Origin of the sequence: Streptomyces sp. NPDC056128, from assembly GCF_042263835.1 — a bacterium.
GTDB lineage: Bacteria > Actinomycetota > Actinomycetes > Streptomycetales > Streptomycetaceae > Streptomyces.
This window is the reverse complement of record NZ_JBHJVQ010000012.1, coordinates 180126-205299: the sequence shown is the minus strand read 5'-3', so window position 1 is coordinate 205299 and position 25174 is coordinate 180126. Positions and strand designations below refer to the sequence as shown.

Annotated in this window: 25 protein-coding genes; 18 read left to right on the top strand and 7 right to left on the bottom strand. The window is 72.5% G+C overall.

Annotation, left to right across the window (positions count from 1 at the left end):
- Window positions 1-80: 80 nt before the first annotated feature.
- The 3 genes from ACFC1X_RS23510 (at window position 81) to ACFC1X_RS23500 (ending at window position 3633) form a co-directional block, all read left to right on the top strand.
- Window positions 81-1121, top strand: a complete 1041-nt coding sequence (locus tag ACFC1X_RS23510) for a C40 family peptidase (RefSeq protein WP_161328673.1) — start codon at window positions 81-83, stop codon at window positions 1119-1121.
- A 212-nt stretch (window positions 1122-1333) separates the two neighbouring features.
- Window positions 1334-2368: an NlpC/P60 family protein gene (locus ACFC1X_RS23505; RefSeq protein ID WP_376356594.1), complete on the top strand. Its 1035-nt coding sequence runs from the start codon at window positions 1334-1336 to the stop codon at window positions 2366-2368.
- A gap of 71 nt (window positions 2369-2439) precedes the next feature.
- A complete protein-coding gene (locus ACFC1X_RS23500) occupies window positions 2440-3633 on the top strand; it encodes a hypothetical protein (protein WP_376356592.1) in 1194 nt (397 codons plus the stop codon).
- Between the two features lie 58 nt (window positions 3634-3691).
- Here ACFC1X_RS23500 and ACFC1X_RS23495 read toward each other — a convergent pair whose 3' ends face one another.
- On the bottom strand, window positions 3692-4933 hold the full coding sequence (locus ACFC1X_RS23495) for a glycosyltransferase 87 family protein (RefSeq protein ID WP_376356643.1): 1242 nt from the start codon (window positions 4931-4933) through the stop codon (window positions 3692-3694).
- Window positions 4934-5055: 122 nt separating this feature from the next.
- Between ACFC1X_RS23495 and ACFC1X_RS23490 the strand changes: the two genes are divergently transcribed.
- Window positions 5056-6198, top strand: coding sequence for a glycosyltransferase family 4 protein (locus ACFC1X_RS23490; RefSeq protein ID WP_376356590.1), 1143 nt, complete (start codon window positions 5056-5058; stop codon window positions 6196-6198).
- Between the two features lie 120 nt (window positions 6199-6318).
- Here ACFC1X_RS23490 and ACFC1X_RS23485 read toward each other — a convergent pair whose 3' ends face one another.
- The gene (locus ACFC1X_RS23485) at window positions 6319-8115 is read right to left on the bottom strand and encodes an AMP-dependent synthetase/ligase (protein ID WP_376356588.1); all 1797 of its coding nucleotides are present in this window, start codon (window positions 8113-8115) and stop codon (window positions 6319-6321) included.
- 293 nt (window positions 8116-8408) lie between these two features.
- Between ACFC1X_RS23485 and ACFC1X_RS23480 the strand changes: the two genes are divergently transcribed.
- The 6 genes from ACFC1X_RS23480 to ACFC1X_RS23455 all read left to right on the top strand — a co-directional run bounded on the left by ACFC1X_RS23480 (window position 8409) and on the right by ACFC1X_RS23455 (window position 13505).
- Window positions 8409-9206 (top strand): metallophosphoesterase, encoded by a 798-nt coding sequence (locus tag ACFC1X_RS23480; protein WP_376356586.1) that lies wholly within the window; start codon window positions 8409-8411, stop codon window positions 9204-9206.
- Between the two features lie 110 nt (window positions 9207-9316).
- Complete coding sequence (locus ACFC1X_RS23475; RefSeq protein ID WP_122614973.1) at window positions 9317-9757, top strand: SRPBCC family protein; 441 nt, start codon at window positions 9317-9319, stop codon at window positions 9755-9757.
- An 83-nt stretch (window positions 9758-9840) separates the two neighbouring features.
- Window positions 9841-11013: an ArsA family ATPase gene (locus ACFC1X_RS23470; RefSeq protein ID WP_376356584.1), complete on the top strand. Its 1173-nt coding sequence runs from the start codon at window positions 9841-9843 to the stop codon at window positions 11011-11013.
- Window positions 11014-11079: 66 nt separating this feature from the next.
- Entirely contained in the window at window positions 11080-11616 is a 537-nt protein-coding gene (locus ACFC1X_RS23465) for a DUF5304 domain-containing protein (RefSeq protein WP_376356582.1), read from the top strand.
- Between the two features lie 54 nt (window positions 11617-11670).
- Entirely contained in the window at window positions 11671-12624 is a 954-nt protein-coding gene (locus tag ACFC1X_RS23460; RefSeq protein ID WP_122614970.1) for an ROK family glucokinase, read from the top strand.
- Between the two features lie 119 nt (window positions 12625-12743).
- Window positions 12744-13505, top strand: coding sequence for an endonuclease/exonuclease/phosphatase family protein (locus tag ACFC1X_RS23455; RefSeq protein WP_376356580.1), 762 nt, complete (start codon window positions 12744-12746; stop codon window positions 13503-13505).
- Between the two features lie 24 nt (window positions 13506-13529).
- Here the strand turns inward: ACFC1X_RS23455 and ACFC1X_RS23450 are convergent, their stop codons facing one another.
- Window positions 13530-14144: a hypothetical protein gene (locus ACFC1X_RS23450; protein ID WP_376356578.1), complete on the bottom strand. Its 615-nt coding sequence runs from the start codon at window positions 14142-14144 to the stop codon at window positions 13530-13532.
- Window positions 14137-14940, bottom strand: coding sequence for an alpha/beta hydrolase (locus ACFC1X_RS23445; RefSeq protein ID WP_376356576.1), 804 nt, complete (start codon window positions 14938-14940; stop codon window positions 14137-14139). Before ACFC1X_RS23445 ends, ACFC1X_RS23450 begins: the two co-directional genes overlap by 8 nt.
- A 148-nt stretch (window positions 14941-15088) precedes the next feature.
- On the opposite strand from ACFC1X_RS23445, the gene ACFC1X_RS23440 reads away from it, so the two are divergent.
- The 5 genes from ACFC1X_RS23440 to ACFC1X_RS23420 all read left to right on the top strand — a co-directional run bounded on the left by ACFC1X_RS23440 (window position 15089) and on the right by ACFC1X_RS23420 (window position 19970).
- The gene (locus ACFC1X_RS23440) at window positions 15089-15880 is read left to right on the top strand and encodes a lysophospholipid acyltransferase family protein (RefSeq protein ID WP_376356641.1); all 792 of its coding nucleotides are present in this window, start codon (window positions 15089-15091) and stop codon (window positions 15878-15880) included.
- A gap of 32 nt (window positions 15881-15912) precedes the next feature.
- Window positions 15913-17154 carry a MacS family sensor histidine kinase gene (macS, locus tag ACFC1X_RS23435; RefSeq protein ID WP_376356574.1) on the top strand — a complete coding sequence of 414 codons (1242 nt, stop codon included), beginning with the start codon at window positions 15913-15915 and terminating at the stop codon, window positions 17152-17154.
- Window positions 17147-17824 (top strand): response regulator, encoded by a 678-nt coding sequence (locus ACFC1X_RS23430; protein ID WP_376356572.1) that lies wholly within the window; start codon window positions 17147-17149, stop codon window positions 17822-17824. The genes macS and ACFC1X_RS23430 overlap by 8 nt, the downstream gene beginning before the upstream one ends.
- Before the next feature lie 52 nt (window positions 17825-17876).
- Window positions 17877-18905 carry a 6-phosphofructokinase gene (locus ACFC1X_RS23425; protein ID WP_376356570.1) on the top strand — a complete coding sequence of 343 codons (1029 nt, stop codon included), beginning with the start codon at window positions 17877-17879 and terminating at the stop codon, window positions 18903-18905.
- 69 nt (window positions 18906-18974) lie between these two features.
- A complete protein-coding gene (locus tag ACFC1X_RS23420; RefSeq protein ID WP_376356568.1) occupies window positions 18975-19970 on the top strand; it encodes a 2-hydroxyacid dehydrogenase in 996 nt (331 codons plus the stop codon).
- Here the strand turns inward: ACFC1X_RS23420 and ACFC1X_RS23415 are convergent.
- A complete protein-coding gene (locus ACFC1X_RS23415; RefSeq protein WP_376356566.1) occupies window positions 19922-21805 on the bottom strand; it encodes an anthranilate synthase family protein in 1884 nt (627 codons plus the stop codon). The two genes, ACFC1X_RS23420 and ACFC1X_RS23415, sit on opposite strands and share 49 nt — an antisense overlap.
- A 109-nt stretch (window positions 21806-21914) precedes the next feature.
- Window positions 21915-21971 (bottom strand): trp operon leader peptide, encoded by a 57-nt coding sequence (locus ACFC1X_RS23410; RefSeq protein WP_078516689.1) that lies wholly within the window; start codon window positions 21969-21971, stop codon window positions 21915-21917.
- A gap of 104 nt (window positions 21972-22075) precedes the next feature.
- Between ACFC1X_RS23410 and ACFC1X_RS23405 the strand changes: the two genes are divergently transcribed.
- Window positions 22076-23428 carry a class II 3-deoxy-7-phosphoheptulonate synthase gene (locus ACFC1X_RS23405; protein ID WP_376356564.1) on the top strand — a complete coding sequence of 451 codons (1353 nt, stop codon included), beginning with the start codon at window positions 22076-22078 and terminating at the stop codon, window positions 23426-23428.
- Window positions 23429-23591: 163 nt separating this feature from the next.
- The gene (locus ACFC1X_RS23400; RefSeq protein WP_307017845.1) at window positions 23592-23825 is read left to right on the top strand and encodes a bacterioferritin-associated ferredoxin; all 234 of its coding nucleotides are present in this window, start codon (window positions 23592-23594) and stop codon (window positions 23823-23825) included.
- Between the two features lie 8 nt (window positions 23826-23833).
- Here the strand turns inward: ACFC1X_RS23400 and bfr are convergent, their stop codons facing one another.
- Window positions 23834-24319, bottom strand: coding sequence for a bacterioferritin (bfr, locus tag ACFC1X_RS23395; protein ID WP_376356562.1), 486 nt, complete (start codon window positions 24317-24319; stop codon window positions 23834-23836).
- A gap of 191 nt (window positions 24320-24510) precedes the next feature.
- Between bfr and ACFC1X_RS23390 the strand changes: the two genes are divergently transcribed.
- Window positions 24511-25158 carry a sulfite oxidase-like oxidoreductase gene (locus tag ACFC1X_RS23390; RefSeq protein ID WP_376356560.1) on the top strand — a complete coding sequence of 216 codons (648 nt, stop codon included), beginning with the start codon at window positions 24511-24513 and terminating at the stop codon, window positions 25156-25158.
- Window positions 25159-25174 lie beyond the last annotated feature (16 nt).

Below are 25174 nucleotides of genomic sequence, written 5' to 3'. Positions count from 1 at the left end.
GAACTGATCACGAGTGGGTCACTAGGGTCAGCCCTCGAACCCTCGAACGGGTGATCCCTCTCAAGAAGGAGCTCGTCTCCGTGGCGTCCCACCGTCGTCCCAAGCAGCCGAGCCGCACGCGCGTGACCGTGCTCACCACCGCTGCCGCCGCCGCTGTCGCTCTCAGCTCCCAGGCCGCCAACGCCGCGCCGAGCGAGAAGCCGAGCAAGGACGAGGTCAAGGCCAAGGTCGACAAGCTCTACGAGGAGGCCGAGAAGGCCACCGAGAAGTACAACGGCGCCAAGGAGAAGCAGGAGAAGCTCCAGAAGGAGATCTCCACCATCCAGGACAACGTCGCCCGCGGCCAGGAGGAGCTCAACGAGCTGCGCGACGGCCTCGGTTCGATGGCCAGCGCCCAGTACCGCTCCGGCGGCATCGACCCCTCCCTCCAGCTCTTCCTCTCCGCCGACCCGGACAACTACCTGGACAAGGCCTCCACGCTCGACCAGCTCAGCGGTCAGCAGGTCGAGGCGCTCAAGAAGATCCAGGGCAAGCAGCGCGACCTCGCCCAGCAGCGCTCCGAGGCGTCCGAGAAGCTCAAGGACCTCTCGGCCACCCGCACCGAACTGGGCAACAAGAAGAAGGAAGTCCAGGGCAAGCTCTCCTCCGCGCAGAAGCTGCTCAACACGCTCACCGCGAAGGAGAAGGCCGCGCTCGCCGCCGAGGAGCAGCGCGCCACCCGCAGCAGCGAGCGCGAGGTCCTCTCCGGCAAGGGCACCCCCGCCTCCGGCCGCGCCGCCGCCGCCTTCGCCGCCGCCCAGAGCAAGATAGGCACGCCGTACGTCTACGGCGCCACCGGCCCGTCCTCCTTCGACTGCTCGGGCCTGACCTCCTGGGCCTACGCCCAGGCCGGCGTCGGTATCCCGCGCACCTCCGAGGCGCAGACCGGCGCGGGTACCCGGATCTCCTCCATGAGCCAGCTCCAGGTCGGCGACCTCGTCTTCTTCTTCAACGACCTGCACCACGTCGGCCTCTACGCCGGCAACGGCCAGGTGCTGCACGCGCCGCGCACCGGCACGGTCGTGCGCTACGAGTCGATGAGCACCATCGGCGGCCCGTTCATGTTCGGCGTGCGGGTCTGACCCGGAGCACGCGCCACCCCTGAACCAGCCTCGCCATGCCGCCCGTTCGGGCGAATCACGGTACGTCCTGTGGACCCCCGCCCCGCCGGTGACCTGCGTCAGCGGCGGGGCGCCGCCGTGCGCGGGGCCCGGAGGTCGTTGGCCGGTACCCCGTCACGGGGTTACTGTCTGCCGCGTTTCCCCGTCCGCCAGCGGAAGGAGTGCGGCTTCCCGTGGGGTCCCATCGCCGCCTTGCACCGTCCGGGTTCGACCGCGGCTCCGTCGCCGCCGTCGGCCTGCTCTCCGTCGCCGCCGCAGTCCTGGGCGCCGTACCGGCCACCGCCGCGCCCGCGGCCCCGGCCGCCCCGCAGGACGACCGGCGGGCGGAGGTGGACCGCCTGCACACCGAGGCGGAGCAGGCGACCGAGGCCTACAACAAGGCCGACGCGCGCACCGACACCCTGCGGAAGGAGGTCGGCACCGCGCAGGACTCGATCGCCCGGCAGCAGGAGCGGATCAACTCCATGCGCGACGCGCTCGGTTCGCTGGCCGGGGCCCAGTACCGCTCCGGCGGCATCGACCCGTCGCTGGCCCTGCTGCTCTCCGCGACCCCGGACGAATACCTGGACCGGGCGTCCGTCCTCGACCGGATCTCCAGCCGCCAGGCGGGCGAGCTGCGGGAACTCCAGCAGGCCATGCGCGACCTCGCCCAGGACCGCGCCGAGGCCGCCGAGAAACTCGCCGAGCTGGAGAAGGGCCGCAAGGCCGTCGCCGCCCACAAGAAGACCGTGGAACGCAAGCTCGCCAAGGCGCGCGCGCTGCTCAACTCCCTGCCGGACGACGAACGCGCGGGCTACGAGCGCGGGTCGCGCTCCGGCCGCGAGGACCTGACCGCCCTCACCGGCGCCGGGGGCCCCGCCTCCGGCCGCGCGGGCGCCGCGTTCGCCGCCGCCCGCGCCGCCCTCGGCAAGCCGTACGTGTGGGGCGCCAACGGCCCCTCCGGCTTCGACTGCTCCGGCCTGACCCAGTGGGCGTACGCCCAGGCCGGGGTCGGCCTGCCGCGCACCTCGCAGGCGCAGTCCGGCACCGGGCAGCGGGTCTCCCTGTCCGAGGCCCGGCCCGGCGACCTCGTCGCCTACCGCGACGACGCCAGCCACATCGGCATGTACGCCGGAAACGGCCAGGTGATCCACGCGCCCTACCCCGGCGCGCCGGTGCGCTACGACCCGGTCGGCATGATGCCGGTCTCCTCGATCACCCGGGTGTGATCCGCCGCGGCACCGGAGTCCGGAGCGTCGCCCTGTGACCCGTACCGCCACGCGCCCGTACGATCGGGAAGGTGGCTGGTCGATGGCGGGTGTCGGGTTCCTCGGTGGTGGCGCTGTGCCTGCTGCTGGTCGCCCTCGTGGCCTGCGGCGGCAGGGTCACCGCCGACCCGGTGCGGGCCGAGGTGCAGAAGGTGCTGGACCGGCGCGCGGCGGCCGTCCTCGGCCACGACCGGGCCGCGTACGCCCGTACGGGTACCGGGACCGGCTTCGGCAACCTGAGCGCGATCCCGCTGGCCGACTGGTCGTACCGGGTGACCGACGTGGACCGCAGCGGCGACACGGCCACCGCCGCGGTCGAGCTGCGCTACCGCGTCGACGGTTACGACCGGGGAGCCGTCGCCGCGAACCGCACCGTCGCGCTGAGCCGGGACGGCGCGGACGGGGAGTGGTCCGTCGACTCCGACCGGCCCGCGAAGGAGTCCGGCCAGCAGCCCTGGGACCAGGGCACGGTCCGGGTCGTGCGCGGCACGCACAGCCTGGTGCTCGGCGTCGGGCAGTCCACCGGCACCCTGCGCGCCTTCGCCGGCCTCGCCGACCGGGCGGTGCCCGCCGTCTCCGACGCCTGGGACGGCGACTGGGCCCGCCGGGTCGTCGTGCTCGTCCCGCGGTCGGTGGAGGGCATGGCGGGCCTGCTGGGCTCGCCCGCCTCCTCCTACCGGGGCATCGCCGCCGTCACCACGGGGGAGACGGGCGGCCGGGAGCACGCCCCGGCGGACCGGATCATCGTCAACCCCGACGCGTACGGGCTGCTCGGCAGCCTCGGCAAGCAGGTCGTGCTCACCCACGAGACCACCCATGTCGCCACCCGCGCCGACACCACCGCCGCCACCCCGCTGTGGCTCTCCGAGGGCTACGCCGACTGGGTCGGCTACCGCGGCAGCGACCGCGACCCCGACGAGGCCGCTCCCGAGCTGCGCGGCGAGGTGTCCGAGGGCCGGGTGCCCGCGGCACTCCCGACGGACGAGGACTTCGGCTTCACCGCCGACGCGGACGAACTGGCCCGCGCCTACGAGGGCGGCTGGCTGGCCTGCCGCATGATCGCCGATCAGTGGGGCGAGGACCGCCTGGACGCGTTCTACCGCGCCGTGGGCACCCACGACGAGCGCGCGGGCGCGGTGGAGGCGGCGATGGCCGAGACCCTCGGAACGACACCCGAGGACTTCACGGCGCGATGGCGGGAGTACCTGCGGAGCGAGCTGGGCTGAGCCGCCCCGGCTCTGTCTGTGGGTGGCGGGGGCGCGGGAGCGCGGGCGTCGCGCGGGGTCACGGGGCGATGGCCGGAGTGTCCGCGGGGCGAGCCGGGCTGCGCCGCTCGATCCGGGCGGTGGGAGTGCGGGGCCGTGTGGCGCGCCACAGGGCGCGGGCCGCGGTCAGGGTGGCGGCCACCAGCAGGCCGTTGCGGACGGCCAGGAGCGCGATGCCGAGCGGGGTGCTCGCCACGACGTCGGCGAACAGGACCGGGAACTCCAGGACCGTCACCAGGGTCGCCGCCAGCACCAGCGCGACCGGCACCCGCATCCGGGTCGCCCGGAAGCACCGGCAGACCGCCGCGAGGCCGACCAGCCACACCATGTACTGCGGGCTGATCACCCGGCTCGTGACCGTGAACACCAGCACCGCCACGAAGGCCGCGTCCGCCGCGGTGTGCGCCGCGAACCGGGCCGCCCGCAGCCGCCACAGCAGCAGCCAGCCGAAGCCGAGCGCGCTCAGCGCCAGGGCCACCGTGGTCACCGCGCCCACGTACGGGCCGAGGAACTCCACCGAGCCGTAGTTCAGCAGCACCTCGCCCTGCCAGCCGAAGTGCCGGGCGACGTGGAACACCAGCGCCCCCAGCGACTCCACCTCGGTGCCCCGCTCGCTCTGGAACGTCAGGAACGCGAACGCCCCCGGCATCGTCACCACGAACAGCCCGGCCAGCCCGGCACCGGCCACCGCGGCGGCGACCCACGGCCCACGCCCCCGCATCCCGAGCAGCACCAGCGCCGGCCACACCTTCAGCAGCGCCCCGAGCGCCGCCAGGGCCCCCGCCACCCGCGGATGCCGCCCCGCGGCCAGCAGCGCGGCCACCGCGACGGCGGTGACCATCACGTCGTAGCGGGCGTACACCGTCGGGCCCAGCAGCGGCACGCCCACCACCCACACCCACGCCCCGCGCGGCGAACGCCCCGGTCCCCGGCCCGCGTGCCGCAGCAGCGCCAGCACGGCCAGGTCCGCGGCACAGGCCAGCACGAAGAAGGCCGTCGCGTACTCCAGGAAGGGCAGCAGCCCGGGGGAGAGGACCGCGAAGGCCGCCGCCGGCGGGTACTGCCAGGTGACGTCGCCCAGCGGAAACGTTCCGGTGCGCAGGATCTCGTACCAGTCCCGGTAGATCACGGACACGTCGCTGGTGACGTCCGGACCGGGGAAGACCAGCACCTTCAGCACGAACAGCAGCAGCAACAGCCGCGTGGCGCCCCAGGCCGTCAGCAGCCACCGCGGTGACCGCCCCTCGTCCCTCGTCTCCACGTGCTCCCTGCCCGTCCGCTCCTGCCCTGCCGGTCCGGCCATGATGACCCGGACACCTGTGCGTCTGCCACAGGACGCGGCCGGGCCCCGGCCCGCACGGAGGGTTCGGTAGGGTCGGCGGCGTGCGCAAGACCTTGATCGTGACGAACGACTTCCCGCCCCGCCCGGGCGGCATCCAGGCCTTCCTGCACAACATGGCGCTGCGCCTGGACCCCGAGCGGCTGGTCGTCTACGCCTCCACCTGGAAGCGCAGCCGCGAGGGCATCGAGGCCACCGCCGCCTTCGACGCCGAGCAGCCCTTCACCGTCGTACGGGACCGTACGACGATGCTGCTGCCGACGCCGGGCGCGACCCGGCGCGCCGTCGGACTGCTGCGCGAGCACGGCTGCACGTCGGTGTGGTTCGGCGCGGCGGCACCCCTCGGCCTGATGGCACCGGCGCTGCGCAGGGCGGGCGCCGAGCGCCTCGTCGCCACCACCCACGGCCACGAGGCGGGCTGGGCCCAGCTGCCCGCCGCCCGGCAGCTGCTGCGCCGGATCGGGGAGTCGACCGACACCATCACCTACCTCGGCGAGTACACGCGCTCACGCATAGCGGACGCGCTCACCCCGGCGGCCGCCGCACGGATGACACAGCTGCCGCCCGGCGTCGACGAGAAGACCTTCCACCCGGACAGCGGCGGCGACGAGGTCCGCGCCCGCCTCGGGCTGACCGACCGCCCCGTCGTGGTCTGCGTCTCACGCCTGGTCCCGCGCAAGGGCCAGGACACCCTGATCCGGGCCATGCCCCGCATCCTCGCCGCCGAGCCGGACGCCGTCCTGCTGATCGTCGGCGGCGGCCCCTACGAGAAGGACCTGCGCCGCCTCGCCGAGGACACCGGCGTCGCCGCCTCCGTCCACTTCACCGGCGCCGTGCCCTGGTCCGAGTTGCCCGCGCACTACGGCGCCGGCGACGTCTTCGCCATGCCCTGCCGCACCCGCCGTGGCGGCCTCGACGTCGAGGGCCTCGGCATCGTCTACCTGGAAGCCTCCGCGACCGGCCTCCCCGTCGTCGCCGGCGACTCCGGCGGCGCCCCCGACGCGGTACTCGACGGGGAGACGGGCTGGGTGGTGCGGGGAGAGGACCCGGACGCGTCCGCCGACCGCATCGTCACACTCCTCGGCGACCCGGAACTGCGCCGCGCCATGGGCGAACGGGGCCGCGCCTGGGTCGAGGAGAAGTGGCGCTGGGACCTACTGGCAGAACACCTGAAGGCGCTGCTGTAGCGAGGGCGCCTTGGAAGCGCCGTGGACCGCATCGCCCCCAGGGGCGCGGGGAACGGCGCGACAAGCCACGACGGACCGGAACGCGCCGACGAACCGCACCCGGCACCCCCTTGGGCGCCCCTACTTCGCGTAAATCGCCTCGATCTCGCCCGCGTAATCCTTCGCAACAACATTCCGCTTCAGCTTCAACGACGGCGTCAAGTGCCCGGAATCCTCAGTGAACTGAGCCCCCAGCACCCGGAACCTCCGCACCGACTCCGCCTTCGAAACCGCCGAGTTCCCGTCATCGATCGCCGACTGGATCTCGGCGAGCAGCTCCGCGTCGTCCCGCAGCGACGCCGCCGTGGAGTCGGCCGGCTTCCCGTGCTCCGCGCACCACCGCCCGAGGAACTCCTCGTCGAGCGTGACCAGCGCGCCCACGAAGGGCCGCCCGTCGCCGACCACCATGCACTCCGCGACCAGCGCGTGCGCGCGGATGCGGTCCTCGATCACGGCCGGGGCGACGTTCTTGCCGCTGGCGGTGACGATGATCTCCTTCTTGCGGCCGGTGATCCGCAGATACCCGTCCTCGTCGAGGGTGCCGATGTCACCGGTGTGGAACCAGCCGTCGGCCAGCGCCTCGGCGGTCGCGCCCGGGTTGTTCCAGTACTCCTTGAACAGGTGCTCGCCGTGCAGCAGCACCTCCCCGTCGTCCGCGATGCGCACCACGGAGCCGGGCAGCGGCTGACCGACCGTGCCGATCTTCTGCCGGTCCCAGGGGTTGAAGGCGGTGGCGGCGCAGGACTCGGTCAGGCCGTAGCCCTCCAGGACCGTGAAGCCGATGCCGCGGAAGAAGTGGCCGAGCCGCTCGCCGAGCGGGGCGCCGCCGGAGATGGCGTACTCGCCGCGTCCGCCGAGGACCGTGCGCAGCTTGCTGTAGACGAGCCGGTCGAAGACCTTGTGCTTGATCTTCAGGCCGACGGACGGACCCGCCGGCGTGTCCAGTGCCCTGCTGTACGCGATGGCGGTGTCCGCCGCCTTGTCGAAGATCTTGCCCTTGCCGTCGGCCTGCGCCTTGGCGCGCGCCGAGTTGTAGACCTTCTCGAAGACTCGCGGCACACCGAGGATCAGCGTCGGCCGGAAGGCGGCCAGCTCGTCGGTGAGGTTCTTGATGTCGGGGACGCAGCCCAGCTTGATCGGCGCGATCATCGGCGCGACCTGCACCAGCCGCCCGAAGACGTGCGCGAGGGGCAGGAAGAGGAGGACGGAGCACTCACCGGTGCGGAACAGAGGGCGCAGGCGCTCGACCACGTTCCCGCACTCGGCGAAGAAGCTGCGGTGGGTGAGGACGCAGCCCTTGGGGCGGCCGGTGGTGCCGGAGGTGTAGACGATGGTCGCGGGGTCGTCGGCCTTCGCGATCGAGCCGCGCTCCTCGACGGCGCGGTCGGTGACGTCCTGGCCGAGGCGCCCGAGCTCCTCCACGCCGCCGGCGTCGATCTGCCAGACGTTCTTGAGGGCGGGCAGCGCCTCGCGCACCGACTCGACGACGGCGGAGTGCCCGGCCGACTCCACGACGCAGGCGGTGGCCCCCGAGTCGCTGAGGATCCACTGCACCTGCTCCGGCGAGCTGGTCTCGTACACCGGCACGGTGATCGCGCCCGCGCTCCAGATGGCGAAGTCCAGCAGCGTCCACTCGTAGCGGGTGCGGGACATGAGGCCGACCCGGTCGCCCGGCTGGACACCGGACGCGATCAGGCCTTTGGCGGCGGAGTGCACCTCGGCGAGGAAGTCGCGGGCGGTCACGTCCTGCCAGGCGCCGCCCGTCTTGCGGGAGATGACGGCGACGTCGGGATGCTGCGCGGCGTTTCTGCGGACGATGTCGGTCAGGTTTCCGTCCGCGGGGACCTCGTACAAGGCCGGAAGGCTGAACTCGCGCAAGACTGCTGCTCCTCATAGGGCGCCGGCGCCACGACACTGTGTGATGCGACGGTGCGGTCCAAGGCTCGGGCTGGTGCTCGGGAGGTGGTTGAAATCCTGAGCACGACTGGACTGCCCGGACGTTACCCGCCGGTATGCGTTCTCCGACAGGGGGTCCCCGCGAGATGTTCGACGCGTCACACGGATGGGGTTTCCTTTGCGCACAGTAGTCGACGGATCAACCGACCAGCCAGTAACCGCAGGTCCGACCGCCACTGTTCACAAGAGGCGCGCGCTGCTTACGCTTGATCACCATGGCACCCACACCGGCCCGTAACACGAGCACGCGCGTCCACGTGGTCAGCGACGTGCACGGCAACGCCCGCGACCTGGCCAGGGCCGGCGAGGGCGCTGACGCCCTGATCTGCCTCGGCGACCTGGTCCTCTTCCTCGACTACGCCGACCACTCGCGCGGCATCTTCCCCGAGCTGTTCGGCGTCGCGAACGCCGACCGCATCGTCGAGCTGCGCACCGCCCGCCGCTTCGCCGAGGCGCGGGAGTTCGGGGCGGGGCTGTGGGCGGGCGTCGGCGAGGACCGGGCGAAGCTGATCGAGGGTGCGGTGCGCAAGCAGTACGCCGAGCTGTTCGCCGCCTTCCCCACCCCGACGTACGCCACCTACGGCAACGTCGACGTGCCGCCGCTGTGGCCCGAGTACGCCCGCCCCGGCACGACCGTGCTCGACGGGGAGCGGGTGGAGATCGGCGGCCGGGTCTTCGGCTTCGTCGGCGGCGGCCTGCGCAGCCCGATGCGCACGCCGTACGAGATCAGCGACGAGGAGTACGCCGCGAAGATCGAGGCCGTCGGCGAGGTGGACGTGCTGTGCACCCACATCCCGCCGCAGGTGCCGGACCTGGTCTACGACACGGTGGCGCGGCGCTTCGAACGGGGCAGCCGGGCGCTGCTGGACGCGATCCGGCGGACCCGGCCCCGGTACGCGCTGTTCGGGCACGTGCACCAGCCGCTGGCCCGCCGCATGCGCATCGGCGCCACCGAGTGCGTGAACGTCGGCCACTTCGCGTCGACCGGGCGGCCGTGGGTGCTGGAGTGGTGATTTTTCCGACCGGAGCCGCACAGGCAGGTGGTGACCGCCGCGGCGCCCGTGCGCGATAGCCTTCACGCGGACGACACCTGTACCGGCCTGCATCCGGAGGAGCCACGGCGATGGCGGAACACACCAGCTCGAGCATCACCATCGAGGCGGCACCCGCCGACGTCATGTCGGTGATCGCGGACTTCGCCCGCTACCCGGACTGGACCGGCGAGGTGAAGGAGGCCGAGGTCCTCGCCAGCGACGCCCAGGGGCGCGCCGAACAGGTCCGGCTCGTCATGGACGCCGGTGCGATCAAGGACGACCAGACGCTGGCGTACACCTGGACCGGCGAGCACGAGGTGTCCTGGACGCTGGTGAAGTCGCAGATGCTGCGCTCGCTCGACGGCTCCTACCTGCTCCGCCCGGCGGGCACGGGCACGGAGGTCACCTACCGGCTCACCGTCGACGTCAAGATCCCCATGCTCGGCATGATCAAGCGCAAGGCGGAGAAGGTCATCATCGACCGCGCGCTGGCGGGCCTGAAGAAGCGAGTGGAAACCCCGGCGAAGTAGCCGTCGGCAGAGCTGCGGGCAATCGCGAACCACCCCGGCGTCACGCGGCCCGAGGCCGGACCGCGAAGGTACCGTTCAGCCTCATGCGCACCATCCTGATCACAGGCCCCGGCGGCAGCGGCCGTACCACCGTCGCGGCCGCCACCGCGCTCGCCGCCGCCCGGCAGGGCACCCGCACCCTGCTGCTCGGCACCGATCGCGACGACACCCTCGGCGCCGCGCTCGGGGTGCGCACCGGCCCGGCGCCGACGTCCGTCGAACCCCACCTCACCGCCTGGCGGCCGGACGCCGCCCAGGGGTTCCGGGACGGCCTCGCCGCGCTCCAGGACCGCGCCTCCTCCGCCCTCGACCTCCTCGGCGCCGCCCGCCTCGACCCCGAGGAACTCACCCCCCTCCCCGGCGCCGACGAACTCGCCCTGCTGCGCGCCCTGCGCGACGCCGCCCTCGCCGAGCGGCACGACCTCCTCGTCGTCGACCTCCCGCCCGCCCCGCGCGCCCTCGCCCTGCTCGCCGCCCCCGAGGAACTGCGCCGCTGCCTGCGCCGGCTGCTGCCCCCCGAGCGGCAGGCGGCCCGAGCCCTGCGCCCCGTCCTCGGCAGGCTCGCGGGCGTCCCCATGCCCGCCGAGGCGCTGTACGAGGCCGCGGCCCGCTGGGACCTGGAACTCGCCGCCGCCGAAGCCGTCGTCGCCGACCGGAACACCGTCGTACGGCTGGTCGCCGAACCCGGCCCGGCGGGCGCCGACGCGATCCGCGCCACCGTCCTCGGCCTCGCCCTGCGCGGCCTGCGCACCGACCTGCTGGTCGCCAACCGCGTCCTGCCCGAGGAGGTCCCGGCCGACAGCTGGCTCACCGGCCCCCTCGCCCAGCAGCGCAAGACGCTGGAGGAGTGGCGGGGCACGTACGACGTCCGCGCGCTCGCTCACCTCGGTCGCGATCCGCACGGCACCGACGACCTCGCCGCGCTCGGTGCGCCGGGCGTCGAACCGGCCGTAGCCCCGGTCGAGTGGCCCGTCACCGACCGGCTGGCCGAGGACGGCGTCCTGGTCTGGCGCATCCCGCTGCCCGGCGCCGTTCGCGAGGAGCTCGACCTGGTCCGCCGCGGGGACGAACTGGTCGTCGCCGCCGGGCCGTTCCGCCGGATCGTTCCGCTGCCGTCCGCGCTGCGCCGCTGCACCGTCGACGGGGCCGCGCTGCGGGAGGGCACGCTCGCCGTCCGGTTCGCGCCGGATCCGCAGCTGTGGCCGCGGGGGCGCTGATCCCGCCACGGGGCCCGAGTCCGTTCGGGTAACGTCGTAAGGACGAAACGTAGTCAGGAGTCCGTCATGAGCGATCAGCTCCCCCCGTCCGAGGCCCCCCGCCCCGACGAGGCCGACGGGGTAGACGCCACGCGACCGAGCGACGCCGACGCCTGGGCGACGGCGTGCGCCGAGGACCTGGAGTCGGAGAAGGCCCGCCGCCGTGCCGAGTACGGGGTACCGCCCGGCTCGGCCGCCGAGGAGCTGCGCCGGCTCGTCGACACCGTGGCGGACAAGCTGTCCGGCCTCCAGTCCCCGCTGCTCGGCCAGGTCGCCGGACCCGCCGCCCAGCAGGTGTTCCGGCAGGTCGTCCAGCAGGCCAAGGCCGCCGTCGAACCGGTCATCGAGCGCAACCCGGACGTCTTCGACCACCTCGCGGCCGCCGGCGGCGAACTCCTCGCCGCCTACCGCTCCGCCGTCCAGGACCAGGAACGCCGCTGGACCACCGGCAGTGCCGCGGCCAAGGACCCGCGCGACCCCCGCGACCAGGCCGAACGCCGGGACGGCGACGGCGACGACGGCGACGAGGGCACCGGCCCGGGCCAGCGCATCGACCTGGACTGAGCCCCGCCTCGGGTACGGTTGCCCATAGCGGGGCTCGACCGAACTGAGGGATTCATGGGACTCACCATCGGCGTCGACATCGGCGGCACGAAGATCGCGGCCGGCGTGGTCGACGAGGAAGGCAACATCCTCTCGACCCACAAGGTGCCGACCCCCAGCACACCCGAGGCCATCGTGGACGCCATCGCCTCCGCGGTGGAGGGCGCACGCGTGGGGCACGAGATCGTCGGAGTGGGCATCGGCGCCGCCGGATACGTCAACCGCCAGCGCTCCACGGTCTACTTCGCGCCCAACATCGACTGGCGCCAGGAACCGCTCAAGGAGAAGGTCGAGGCCCGCGTCGGCCTCCCGGTCGTCGTGGAGAACGACGCCAACGCGGCCGCCTGGGGCGAGTACAAGTTCGGTGGTGGCAAGGGCCACCGCAACGTCATCTGCATCACCCTCGGCACCGGCCTCGGCGGCGGCATCATCATCGGCAACAAGCTGCGCCGCGGTCACTTCGGCGTGGCCGCCGAGTTCGGCCACATCCGCATGGTGCCGGACGGACTGCTGTGCGGCTGCGGCTCGCAGGGCTGCTGGGAGCAGTACGCCTCCGGGCGGGCCCTGGTGAGGTACGCCAAGCAGCGCGCCAACGCCACCCCCGAGCGCGCCGAGGTGCTGCTCGCGCTCGGCGACGGCACCCCCGAGGGCATCGAGGGCAAGCACATCTCCGTGGCCGCCCGCCAGGGCTGCCCGGTCGCCGTCGACTCCTACCGGGAACTGGCCCGCTGGGCCGGCGCCGGCCTCGCCGACCTGGCCTCCCTCTTCGACCCGTCCGCCTTCATCGTCGGCGGCGGCCTCTCCGACGAGGGCGACCTGGTCCTCGACCCGATCCGCAAGTCCTACAAGCGCTGGCTGGTCGGCGGCAACTGGCGCCCGGTAGCCGACGTGGTCGCCGCACAACTCGGCAACAAGGCGGGCCTGGTCGGCGCAGCCGACCTGGCCCGGGAACCCGACCCGATCATGTAAGCCCCAAAGGGGCGCGGGGAACTGCGCGACCAGCCACAACGAACCGGCAGTCGCCCACAAACCCCGCGCCCCGAGCTGTCAGGCGCCCCCACCCCCGCCCGCGGCGTAAATTGACCCGCATGGCAACATCCCTCCCCCCGCTCCCCAACTCCCGTACCGAACCCGACGGTTCCACCGTCATCCGCGTCCTCAGCTACAACATCCGCTCGATGCGCGACGACACCGACGCCCTCGCCCGCGTCATCACCGCCTGCGCCCCCGACCTCGTCCTCCTCCAGGAGGCCCCCCGCTTCTTCCGGTGGCGCAAGAAGCTCACCCGGCTCGCCGACGCTTCCGGCCTGGTGCTGCTCTCCGGCGGCGCCCCCGCCGCCGGCCCCGCGCTGCTGTGCTCCCTGCGGGCCACCGTCGAGCGCACCGAGGACGTACTGCTCCCGCTCACCCCCGGCCGGCACCGGCGCGGCCTCGCCACCGCCGTGGTCCGGTTCGGCGGCGCCCGCCTCGGCGTCCTGAGCTGCCACCTGTCCCTGGAGGCGGAGGAGCGCCACGAGCAGGCGGGCCTGCTCCTCGACCGGCTGGCCGCCCTGGACGTCCCGCACGCGGTCGCGGGCGGCGACCTCAACGAGCGCCCCGGCGGCCGCACCTTCCGGCGCCTCGGCGACGGGCTGCGGGACTGCTGGACCGCCGCGCCCTGGGGCGCCGAGTACACGTTCACACCCACGGCACCCGACCGCCGCATCGACGCCGTCTTCGTCACCGAGGGCGTCGAGGTACTGGGCTGCGGGGTGCCGCTGGGACTCGCCGGGGTGGCCGAGGCGGACCTGAGGGCGGCCACGGACCACCTCCCGGTCCTGACCGCCCTCCGCGTCCCCGCGACGCCCTGAGCCCGGGCACTGCCCGAGCGGCGGCTAGACCACCGCGCCCCGCCCCGGATCGTCGTCGTCCTCGTCGTCCGTCCGCATCCGCATGACCAGCGTGGCGAAGCCGCCGAGGAAACCGCCGATGCTGAGGGTCGTCAGCCACCAGGTCATGTCCCAGCCGAACAGCACCGCCAGCAGGAGCAGCACGGGCCCGCCGAGCACGCCCAGCCAGGCGAACTTCGCGGTGGGGTCCGCCTCGGGCAGCGGCGGCGGCTCGGGCGGCACGAAGTGGCCCTCGTCGTCCTCGTCGAGATCGTCGTCGGACGGCTCGGCCGGCGTGTGGTCGCGGGGACCGACGCCGGGCGCGAACGCGACGGAGCTGCCCAGCGGCCGGGCCGAGGACGACTGGTCCGGCGCGGGCTTCTCGTCGTTCGTCTCGGGCTCCAGGAGCGCCAGGTCCTCGACCGACTTGAACGGCTTCGCACCCGGCGGGTCCGGCGGCTCGTCCCCGTACCCGGCGACGATCGCGGCCCAGGCGGCGTCCTCGTCGAGGGGCACGCCGCCCTGCTCCTCGGGCTCGCGGTCCGCCGCGCGCTCCCGCCCCTCGGGGTGCTCCCGCTCCCGCTCCTCGCGGTCCTCGCGGTCGGAGTCGTGCTCAGCCACCTGCGGCCGTCCCTTCCTTGCCGAGACCGGGCTCCGGCTCCCTGACGGAACCGGGCGCGAGCCGGCCGATGAACGCGACGCTCTCCGCGAAGATCCGGTCCGCATCGTGGTCCAACGTCGCCACGTGGTAGCTCTGTTCCAGCAGGACCTCCGTCACGTCCGTGGACGACACCCGGCCGAGGATCCGTGCCGAGTCGGCCGGCGGCACCACGTGGTCCTGCGGGCTGCGCAGCAACAGCAGCGGCTGCGTCACCTGCGGCAGGTCGCCGTCGGCGAGACGGAAGTAGGAGCGCAGCGAGTGCGCCGCGTGCAGCGGCACCCTGTCGTACCCCAGCTCCGAGCCGAGCGGCTTGGCGATGTCGCTGGCGATGCCCTTCGTCGCCGGCAGCAGATGGCGCACGACCGGCAGGGCGTGCTGGGCCACGCCGTGCATCCGGTTCGCCGGATTGACGACCACGACGCCGGAGACCGCGTCCCCGTGCTTGGCGGCGAGCCGCAGCGCCAGCGCGCCGCCCATCGACAGACCGGCCACGAAGACCCGCGCGCAGCGCTCGCGCAGGGCGCGCAGCTCGCGGTCCACCTCCGCGTACCAGTCCTGCCAGCCGGTGACCTGCATGTCCTGCCAGCGCGTGCCGTGGCCGGGCAGCAGGGGCAGCGCGACGGTCAGGTCGCGGGCGGCGAGATACCGCGCCCAGGGGCGCAGCGACTGCGGGGAACCGGTGAAGCCGTGACAGAGGAGGACGCCGGTCTCCCCGCCCTCGTGGCGGAACGGCTCGGCTCCGGGCAGGACCGACACGTCTCGGTCTCCTGTCGTCAGATACTTGCGGGTACTTCACCGTACGCGACCGCACTGACACCGACCAGGGCCGTCGGGGCCATTGACGGTGCCCCGGGATAGGGTCTGACCCACAGACACAGGAGGCAATCGGTTGTTGTACGGCGCGATGAAGGTCACCGTCGGGGGTTCGCTGAAGCTCGCCTTCCGGCCCTGGGTGGAGGGCCTGGAGCACATCCCGGCCGACGGCCCCGCCATTCTGGCGAGCAACCACCTGTCGTTCTCCGACTCGTTCTTCCTGCCCGCCGTCCTCGACCGCAAGGTGACCTTCATCGCCAAGGCCGAGTACTTCAACACCCCCGGCGTCAAGGGACGGCTCACCGCCGCGTTCTTCAAGGGCGTCGGCCAGCTCCCGGTGGACCGCTCCGGCGCGCGCGGCGCCGGCGAGGCCGCTGTCAAGAGCGGCATAGAGGTCCTGGAGCGCGGTGAGCTGTTCGGCATCTACCCCGAGGGCACGCGCTCGCCCGACGGCCGCCTCTACCGGGGCAAGCCGGGCGGACTCGCGCGCGTCGCGCTGGCCACCGGCGCGCCCGTGATCCCGGTCGCCATGATCGACACCGAGAAGATCCAGCCGCCCGGCCAGGTGATGCCGAAGCTGATGCGGCCCGGCATCCGCGTCGGCCGGCCCCTGGACTTCTCCCGCTACCAGGGCATGGAGCACGACCGCTTCGTGCTCCGCGCGGTGACCGACGAGGTCATGTACGAGATCATGAAGCTCTCCGGCCAGGAGTACGTCGACATGTACGCGACCGCGATGAAGCGGCAGATCGCGGACGCGGCCAAGGCCGAGAAGGAGGCGGGCAAGGCGGCGAAGGCCGCACTCGCCCAGGCGGAGAAGGCCGATAGAGCTGAGAAGGCCGAGAAGGCCGAGACCGCGGAGAAGGACCCGACCGGGTCCTAGCCCGGGAGACCGGTATCCCGGGGAGGGGGGACATGGCCAGGCGCGAGAGAGTCATGCGGATGTCGGTCGAGCAGCCGCTGTGGCGCGCGCTCGCCGGCTACCGCGTGCTGACCATGCTGTACGCGATCGGCTTCTTCGCCACCGCCTACTCCGGCTTCACCCGCCCCTGGCTCGCCGTCGCCTACTACGCCCTCCTGTTCGTCTGGACCCTGGCCACCCTGCCGAAGGTCGCGGGCGCCGCGAGCTGCACCAAGCGCTTCCTCGCCGCCGACCTCACCATCGCGGTCACCGGCATCCTGCTCACGCCCTTCGCCGACGCCCACGAGCGGGTCATGGACGGCGGCCCCACCCTGCCGTCGATATGGACCGCCGGCTCCGTCCTGGCCTTCGCCATCAAGGGCGGCTGGCGCTGGGCGGCCGTCGCCTCCACCCTGGTCGCCGTCGCCAACCTGGTCGAACGCGGCTCCCCGGCCCGCGACACCGTGCACAACGTGATCCTCGTCTGGGTCGCCTCCATCGCCATCGGCTACGTCGTCGAGGTCGCCCGCGCCTCCGAGCGCACCCTCGCCCGCGCCCTGGAGATCGAGGCGGCCACCAGGGAACGGGAACGGCTCGCCCGGGACATCCACGACAGCGTCCTCCAGGTGCTGGCCATGGTGCAGCGGCGCGGCGCCGTCATCGGCGGCGAGGCGGCCGAGCTGGGCCGGATGGCCGGTGAGCAGGAGGTGGCGCTGCGCACCCTGGTCTCCGGCGGCCTGGTGCCGGTCTCCCGCGTCTCCGAGGACACCGCCGAGGGCGCGGTCGTCCGAGCGGTGGAGGAACCGGAACCGGAGGACCCGGACGGCCCCGTCGATCTGCGGGCCCTGCTCGCCCCGTACGCCGGCTCCCTCGTGCACCTCGCCGAGCCGGGCGCGCCGGTCCCGCTGGCCCCGGCCGCGGCGCGGGAGCTGGCGGCGGCCGTGGGGGCGGCCCTGGACAACGTACGCGTGCACGTCGGTGAGCGGGCGCGGGCCTGGATCCTGGTCGAGGACGAGCCCGACGAGGTGATCGTCACCGTCCGCGACGAGGGACCGGGCATCCCGGACGGGCGGCTAGCCGAGGCCGAGGGCGAGGGGCGGCTCGGCGTGGCCCTGTCGATCCGGGGCCGGCTGCGCGATCTCGGCGGCACGGCCGAACTGATCTCCGTGCCCGGCCAGGGCACGGAGGTCGAACTGAGGGCACCGAAGGAAACCGGCGGCAGCGCCGCCCGGGGGAAGGCAGCGGACCATGAGTGAACGACGGGAACCGATCAAGGTCATGGTGGTCGACGACCACCCGATGTGGCGCGACGCGGTCGCCCGGGACCTCGCCGAGTCCGGCTTCGACGTGGTCGCCACCGCGGGCGACGGCGACCAGGCGGTGCGCCGCGCCCGGGCCACGGCGCCCGAGGTCCTCGTCCTCGACCTCAACCTGCCCGGCAAGCCCGGCGTCCAGGTCTGCAAGGAGGTCGTCGGCGCCGACCCGAAGCTGCGCGTCCTCGTCCTCTCGGCGAGCGGGGAGCACGCCGACGTGCTGGAGGCGGTGAAGTCCGGCGCGACCGGCTACCTGCTGAAGTCGGCGTCCACCGAGGAGTTGCAGGACGCGGTGCGCCGTACGGCCGTCGGCGACCCGGTGTTCACGCCGGGCCTGGCCGGCCTGGTCCTCGGCGAGTACCGCCGCCTCGCCTCCGAACCCGCCCCCGCCGCGGGCACCGACGAACCCGGGGCGCCCCGGCTCACCGACCGGGAGACGGAGGTGCTGCGCCTGGTCGCCAAGGGCCTGAGCTACAAGCAGATCGCCGAGCGCCTCGTGATCTCCCACCGCACCGTGCAGAACCACGTCCAGAACACCCTGGGCAAGCTCCAGCTGCACAACAGGGTCGAGCTGGTGCGGTACGCGATAGAACGCGGTCTGGACGACGCCTGACCCCACGCGGGACAGTGGCCCCAACCACTCACCCTCCCAAAGGGGTTGTGCGATGAAGGTCGGAGTACTGACCGGAGGCGGCGACTGCCCCGGGCTCAACGCCGTCATCAGGGCCATCGTCCGCAAGGGAGTCCAGGAGTACGGCTACGAGTTCACCGGCTTCCGGGACGGCTGGCGCGGCCCCCTGGAGGGCGACACCGTCCGCCTCGACATCCCGGCCGTCCGCGGCATCCTGCCCCGCGGCGGCACCATCCTCGGCTCCTCGCGCACCAATCCGCTCCAGCAGGAGCAGGGCATCCGGCGCATCAAGGAGAACCTGGCCAAGCTCGACGTCGGCGCGCTCATCACCATCGGCGGCGAGGACACCCTCGGCGTCGCCACCCGGCTCGCCGACGAGTACGGCGTGCCCTGCGTCGGCGTCCCCAAGACCATCGACAACGACCTGTCCGCCACCGACTACACCTTCGGCTTCGACACCGCGGTCGGCATCGCCACGGAGGCCATCGACCGGCTGCACACCACCGCCGAGTCCCACATGCGCGTCCTCGTCGTCGAGGTCATGGGCCGGCACGCCGGCTGGATCGCCCTGCACTCGGGCCTGGCCGGCGGCGCCAACGCCATCCTCATCCCCGAGCAGCGCTTCGACGTCGAGCAGGTGTGCACCTGGGTGACCTCCCGGTTCCGGGCGTCCTACGCCCCGATCGTGGTCGTCGCCGAGGGCGCGATGCCGCGCGACGGCGACATGGTGCTCAAGGACGAGTCGCTCGACTCCTACGGCCACGTCCGGCTCTCCGGGGTCGGCGAGTGGCTGGCCAAGCAGATCGAGAAGCGCACCGGCAAGGAGGCCCGCACCACCGTCCTCGGCCACGTCCAGCGCGGCGGCACGCCCAGCGCCTTCGACCGCTGGCTCGCCACCCGCTTCGGCCTGCACGCCATCGACTGCGTGCGCGACGGCGACTTCGGCAAGATGGTCGCCCTGCGCGGCACGGACATCGTCCGCGTCCCGATCGCCGACGCCACGGTCCGCCTGAAGACGGTCGACCCGAAGCTGTACGAGGAGGTGGGCGTCTTCTTTGGCTGACGGGCTGACCGGCGGCTCCGGGCGGCAAGTCGTATATTCGGCCCGGAGCCCACCGGAAGGGGAGCGGTCATGGAGATCCTGGCCTTCGGCGTCCAGGCCGACGAGCAGCCCCTGATCGAGCGGGCCTTCCGCGACGCCGAGGAGGTCCGCTGCCTGGACGTCTTCCTCAACGAGGACACCGCCCCCATCGCGGCCGGCCACGAGATCATCTCGACGTCCGTCAACGCCGACCTCGGCGAGGGCGTCCTGGAGATCCTCGCGGCCGGCGGCACCCGGATGGTGGCCCAGCGCTCCACCGGCTTCAACAACATCGACCTGGACACCGCCGAGCGGCTCGGCCTGACCGTGGCGAGGGTGTCGTACTACTCGCCGTACTCGGTCGCCGAATTCGCCTGGGCGCTGGCCATGGCCGTCAACCGCCGCATCGTCCGCGCCTCCAACCGCACCCGCGACTTCGACTTCCGCCTGCACGGCCTGATGGGCCGGGACATGCACGGCCGCACCGCCGGCGTCGTCGGCACCGGCAAGATCGGCGAGGCCTTCGCCCGGATCGCCCACGGCTTCGGCATGCGCCTGCTCGGCTGGGACGTCGCCGAGAACCCCGCCTGCGCGGAACTCGGCATGCGCTACGTCCCGAAGGACGAGCTGCTCGCCCGGTCCGACCTGATCACCCTGCACGTCCCGCTGATGGCCGAGACCCGGCACCTGATCGACGCGGCCGCCCTCAAGGCGATGCGCGACGACGCCATCCTGGTCAACTCCAGCCGCGGCGGCCTGATCGACACCGCCGCGCTCGTCGGCGAGCTGCGCGCGGGCCGCTTCGCGGGCGTGGGCCTGGACGTCTACGAGGCGGAGGCGGGCCTGTTCTTCCTCGACAAGTCGCTGGAACCCGTCGAGGACGACACCCTGGCCCGCCTCGTCACCTTCCCGAACGTCCTGGTGACCTCGCACCAGGCGTACTACACCGAGGACGCCGTCGGCCAGATCGTCGACGCGACGGCGCGCAACGTCCTCGACTACCGGGAGGGCCGCCGCTCGGAGAACGTGCTGGTGCCGCGCAGCTGACCGGCCAGCTCCCGCACGATCGCGGCGCCGTTCAGCGTCAGCACCGACTCCGGGTGGAACTGCACACCCGCGAAGCCCGGCCCCCGCAGCGCGTGCACCTCGCCGTTCGCGGCGCGGCTCACCTCGATGCCGTGCGCGGCAAGCTCGGCGGCCGTCCCGTCGTCGCAGTGCGCGGTGAAGCTGTTGTAGAAGCCCACCGTCTCGCGCCGCCCGAACAGGTCGATCTCCGTCTGCGCCCCCTGGTACGGCACCTCCTTGCGGACGATGCCGAGACCCAGCTCCGCCGCGATCAGCTCGTGCCCGAGGCAGACCCCGAGGACACCGTGCCGGTGGTCCCGGATCACCTCGGCGGCCAGGCCGCGCAGGAAGCGCATCTTCGGGTCGCCGGGGTCCGACGGGTCACCGGGGCCTGGCCCCAGGACCACCGGCCCCTCGTGCCCGAGCACCGCCTCGCGCAGGCCCGGTTCGTCGTACCGCCGCACGCTCACCGCGAGCCCCGACGAGCGCAGCACGTGCGCGAGCATCGCCGTGAAGGTGTCCTCGCCGTCGACGACCAGGGCGTGCCCGGTGAGCGCGTCGGACGGTTCCTGCATCCGCAGCCAGAACGGGGCCAGCGAGGCCCGGCGCCCGTCCAGCGCCGCCCGCACCCGGGGGTCGTCGGCCAGCCTCGGCCGGTCCGCCTCCGCACGCGGCCGGGACGGGCGTACGCCCAGCGCCGCCAGTACCCCGGCCGCCTTGGCGTGGGTCTCCGCGACCTCACCCGCCGGGTCCGAGCCGCGCACCAGCGTGGCGCCGACCGGCACCCGCAGCCGTCCGTCGGCGTCGATGTCGGCGGTACGGATGAGGATGGGGGAGTCGAGGGTCTGGGCGCCGCCGGAATCCCGCCCCAGCAGCGCCAGCGCCCCCGCGTAGTAGCCGCGCCCGCCGACCTCGTGCCGCTCGATGACCCGGCACGCGTTCTGCACCGGCGAGCCGGTGACCGTCGCCGCGAACATCGTCTCCTTCAGCACCTCCCGCGCGTCCAGCGAGGAACGGCCGCGCAGCTCGTACTCGGTGTGCGCGAGGTGCGCCATCTCCTTCAGCCGCGGCCCCACGACCACACCGCCCATGTCGCCGACGGTGCACATCATCTTCAGCTCCTCGTCGACGACCATCGACAGCTCCTCGATCTCCTTGCCGTCGGCGAGGAAGCGGAGCAGGTGCTCGGGTGTCGGTCCCTCGGCGGGGTAGCGGTACGTCCCGCTGATCGGGTTCATGACCACCGTGCCGCCGGACATCCGCACGTGCACCTCGGGGCTGGCCCCGACCAGCGTCCGGTCCCCGGTGTGCACGACGAACGTCCAGTACGCGCCCCGCTCACCCTCCAGCAGCCGCCGGAACAGCGCCAGCGCGTCGGCCCGCCCGAACCCCGCGACACGGCCCCCGTACGTCCGCCGGATCACGAAGTTGGCGCCCTCGCCGGCCCCGATCTCCTCCTCCAGCACCCGCCCGACGATCTCCGCGTACTCCTCGTCGCCGACGTCGAAACCGCCGCCCTCGACGCGGACCTCGTGCGCGGGGAGCCGGTCCAGGGCCTCGGCGAGCGGGATGTCGTACCGCTCCTCGGGGGTCAGCACCAGCAGCGGTGTGCCGTCGTCGCGGACGTCGAAGCCGCGCTCGCGGATCTGCCGGAACGGGACGAGCGCCAGCCCCTCGTCGGGCAGGTCGGCGAGTCTGTCGTGCTCGGTCACCGGGCCGAGCAGCAGTTCCACGGTGTCGTGATCGTGGCCCGGGGCGCGGCGGCGGAGCAGGGCGAACGGGCGGGAGTCGGCCAGGAGGCCGTCGAGCGGTGTCATGAGTCCGTGTCCTTCTCGGTTCGTCGGAGAGAGAGGAACGGACCCCGGTCGCGGAAACACCGAAGGCCGCCCCTCGGGCGGCCTTCGCGAAGTCTTACGTCACGCGCAGTCAGCGGGCCGCCGGATGAGCGGTCCACCACCAGTTCTGGGTCGAGTGCGCGAACATGGGCGGAAGAGTACCCCATGACCCGGTGTCCGCGGAGCGTGCAGCGTGTCTCACTTCCTGGGCATGGGGCCGGGGGCGCCCTTCGACCCCGTAGTCTTGACGCCGTGACCGTGAACGCTAAGACCAGCCCGAGCGCTGGCAACACCTGGCGAGACCTGCCCGCGGCGCAGCAGCCCGAGTACCCCGACACCGAGGCTCTGCGCGCAGTGATCGCGGACCTCGAGTCGTATCCGCCGCTCGTCTTCGCGGGCGAGTGCGACCAGCTGCGCGCCCGGATGGCGGCCGTCGCCAAGGGAGAGGCGTTCCTCCTCCAGGGCGGCGACTGCGCCGAGGCCTTCGACGGCGTGTCCGCGGACCACATCCGCAACAAGCTGAAGACACTGCTCCAGATGGGCGCCGTGCTCACGTACGCCGCGTCCGTGCCCGTGGTGAAGGTCGGCCGGATCGCCGGCCAGTACTCCAAGCCGCGCTCCAAGCCGACCGAGACCCGCGACGGCGTGACCCTGCCGACCTACCGCGGCGACTCGGTCAACGGCTTCGACTTCACCGAAGAGGCCCGGATCCCGGACCCCGAGCGGCTCAAGCGCATGTACCACGCCTCGGCCTCCACGCTGAACCTGGTGCGCGCCTTCACCACCGGCGGCTACGCCGACCTGCGCCAGGTGCACGCCTGGAACCAGGACTTCGTGAAGTCCTCCCCGTCCGGGCAGCGCTACGAGCAGCTGGCCCGGGAGATCGACAACGCGCTGAACTTCATGCGGGCCTGCGGCACCGACCCGGAGGAGTTCAAGACCGTCGAGTTCTTCTCCTCGCACGAGGCGCTGCTGCTCGACTACGAGTCGGCCCTCACCCGCGTCGACTCCCGCACGGGGCAGCTGTACGACGTCTCCGGGCACATGGTGTGGATCGGCGAGCGCACCCGGCAGATGGACCACGCGCACATCGAGTTCGCCTCGCGGATCCGCAACCCGATCGGCATCAAGCTCGGTCCCACGACGACGGCCGAGGAGGCGCTCCAGTACATCGAGCGGCTCGACCCGGAGCGTGAGCCGGGCCGGCTGACCTTCATCGTCCGCATGGGCGCCGACAAGATCCGCGACCGGCTCCCCGAGCTGGTGGAGAAGGTCACCGCCTCCGGCGCGACCGTCGCCTGGATCACCGACCCGATGCACGGCAACACCTACGAGGCGGCCTCCGGACACAAGACCCGCCGCTTCGACGACGTGCTCGACGAGGTCAAGGGCTTCTTCGAGGTCCACAAGGCGCTCGGCACCCACCCGGGCGGCATCCACGTGGAGCTGACCGGCGACGACGTCACCGAGTGCGTGGGCGGCGGCGACGAGATCTTCGTCGACGACCTGCACCAGCGCTACGAGACGGCCTGCGACCCCCGGCTCAACCGCAGCCAGTCGCTCGACCTGGCGTTCCTGGTGGCGGAGATGTACCGGGACCAGTGAGGCTGCGCCCCTTACGGGCGGTGGAATGGGGCGCGGGTCACATGGGATCCGCGCCCCCTCCACTTTTGCCGACCTGGCCTGATGGGTAAGGTTAGGTTTGCCTCACCGATCAGTCGGGCCCTCCGGTCGTCGGTACGGCACGACCTTGTACCCCGCCCGGGAGGTGAACCGCGTGTTCGTCTGCAGCTGCTTCGGTGTCACCGAGGAACAGGTGAAGAGCCACGCGGACGCCGGTGCGTGCACGCCCCGGCAGATCGCGTCCGCCTGCAAGGCCGGCACCGACTGCGGCGGCTGCGTACGGCGCATCCAGGCGCTGCTCGGCCGCGGTGCCTGCCCCCGCCGGAGCCTGGCCGACCAGGGCGAACCGGCACTCGCGGAGCTTCCGGAAGCCGCCTAGGGCCGGCTCTAGGCGTCCGGCTGGGACTGCTCGATCACCGTCGACAGGTACAGCGACTCGCCCAGCTTCTCGATCAGGTCGAGCTGGGTCTCCAGGTAGTCGATGTGGTGCTCCTCGTCGGCGAGGATCGCCTCGAACACGTTGGCCGACGTGATGTCGTGCTTGGCCCGCATCACCTCGATGCCCCGGCGCAGCCGGTCGATCGCCTCGATCTCGACCTCCCGGTCGGCCTGGAACATCTCGGTCACGCTCTGGCCGACCCGCACGTGGAACAGCCGCTGGTAGTTCGGCAGGCCGTCCAGGAGCAGGATGCGGTCGGTGAGCACCTCCGCGTGGCGCATCTCGTCGAAGGACTCCGCGCGCGTGTACTTCGCGAGCTTGGTCCAGCCCTTGTGGTCCTGCAGCTTCGCGTGCAGGAAGTACTGGTTGATCGCCGTGAGCTCGGCGGTCAGCTGCTCATTCAGGAACTCGATGACCTCGGGGTCGCCCTGCATCGCTTGACGCTCCTTAAAACGGGAACTGGCCTGTTGCGCCGCATGATTGCACCGGCATCGAAGATCGTCCAGTAAGTGTTGACTTAGTAAGTAAGTACAGGCTTAGTCGATTCTGTTAATGTTTTTTCTGTTTGCCCGAATGTAAGTGGGGTGGGTCAAGGGCATCGGTCCGGGTCTGTCAGGATGGAGACATGGGTCAGCCGGCGGGAAACGAATCGGGGGAAGACGGTTCGGAAGGAGCGTCCTCGTTCGAGCTCCCACCGGGACAGCGCCTCCAGCGCGGCTGGCCGGTCACGCACTACGGACCGGTTCCCAAGTTCCGTCCCGAGCGCTGGGAGTTCCGGGTCTTCGGTGCCACCGCCGACGGTGAGAAGCGCGGCTGGACCCATGAGGAGTTCACCGCCCTGCCGTACACCACGGTCGTCGCCGACCTGCACTGCGTCACGAAGTTCAGCATGCTCGGCGCCGAGTGGGGCGGGGTGCCCGCCGCCACGATCCTGGAGCTCGCGCCGCCCGCCCCGGCCGTCACCCACGTGATGGTCTGGGCCGAGTACGGCTTCAGCTCCAACCTCCGGCTGGCCGACTTCGCCGACGGGCGCGCCCTCTTCGCCACCCACAAGGACGGCGAACTGCTCACCGCCGAGCACGGCTTTCCGCTGCGGCTGATCGTCCCCCACCTGTACGCCTGGAAGGGCCCCAAGTGGGTCCGCGGCATCGAGTACATGACAGCCGACCGGCGCGGCTTCTGGGAGGAGCGCGGCTACCACAACATCGGCGACCCGTGGCGCGAGCAGCGCTACTCCTACCAGGAGGAACCCGGGGACGGCCCCGAGCTCTGAGCGGGCTGCCGGACGC

What these genes read in the sequence shown, in the direction of transcription:
- macS (WP_376356574.1), top strand. Translation starts at nt 15,913, where the DNA reads ATGGCCAGGCGCGAGAGAGTCATGCGGATGTCGGTCGAGCAGCCGCTG.
- ACFC1X_RS23415 (WP_376356566.1), bottom strand. Translation starts at nt 21,805, where the DNA reads ATGACACCGCTCGACGGCCTCCTGGCCGACTCCCGCCCGTTCGCCCTG.
- ACFC1X_RS23420 (WP_376356568.1), top strand. Translation starts at nt 18,975, where the DNA reads ATGGAGATCCTGGCCTTCGGCGTCCAGGCCGACGAGCAGCCCCTGATC.
- ACFC1X_RS23470 (WP_376356584.1), top strand. Translation starts at nt 9,841, where the DNA reads ATGCGCACCATCCTGATCACAGGCCCCGGCGGCAGCGGCCGTACCACC.
- ACFC1X_RS23475 (WP_122614973.1), top strand. Translation starts at nt 9,317, where the DNA reads ATGGCGGAACACACCAGCTCGAGCATCACCATCGAGGCGGCACCCGCC.
- ACFC1X_RS23425 (WP_376356570.1), top strand. Translation starts at nt 17,877, where the DNA reads ATGAAGGTCGGAGTACTGACCGGAGGCGGCGACTGCCCCGGGCTCAAC.
- ACFC1X_RS23465 (WP_376356582.1), top strand. Translation starts at nt 11,080, where the DNA reads ATGAGCGATCAGCTCCCCCCGTCCGAGGCCCCCCGCCCCGACGAGGCC.
- ACFC1X_RS23460 (WP_122614970.1), top strand. Translation starts at nt 11,671, where the DNA reads ATGGGACTCACCATCGGCGTCGACATCGGCGGCACGAAGATCGCGGCC.
- bfr (WP_376356562.1), bottom strand. Translation starts at nt 24,319, where the DNA reads ATGCAGGGCGACCCCGAGGTCATCGAGTTCCTGAATGAGCAGCTGACC.
- ACFC1X_RS23390 (WP_376356560.1), top strand. Translation starts at nt 24,511, where the DNA reads ATGGGTCAGCCGGCGGGAAACGAATCGGGGGAAGACGGTTCGGAAGGA.
- ACFC1X_RS23430 (WP_376356572.1), top strand. Translation starts at nt 17,147, where the DNA reads ATGAGTGAACGACGGGAACCGATCAAGGTCATGGTGGTCGACGACCAC.
- ACFC1X_RS23440 (WP_376356641.1), top strand. Translation starts at nt 15,089, where the DNA reads ATGAAGGTCACCGTCGGGGGTTCGCTGAAGCTCGCCTTCCGGCCCTGG.
- ACFC1X_RS23455 (WP_376356580.1), top strand. Translation starts at nt 12,744, where the DNA reads ATGGCAACATCCCTCCCCCCGCTCCCCAACTCCCGTACCGAACCCGAC.
- ACFC1X_RS23480 (WP_376356586.1), top strand. Translation starts at nt 8,409, where the DNA reads ATGGCACCCACACCGGCCCGTAACACGAGCACGCGCGTCCACGTGGTC.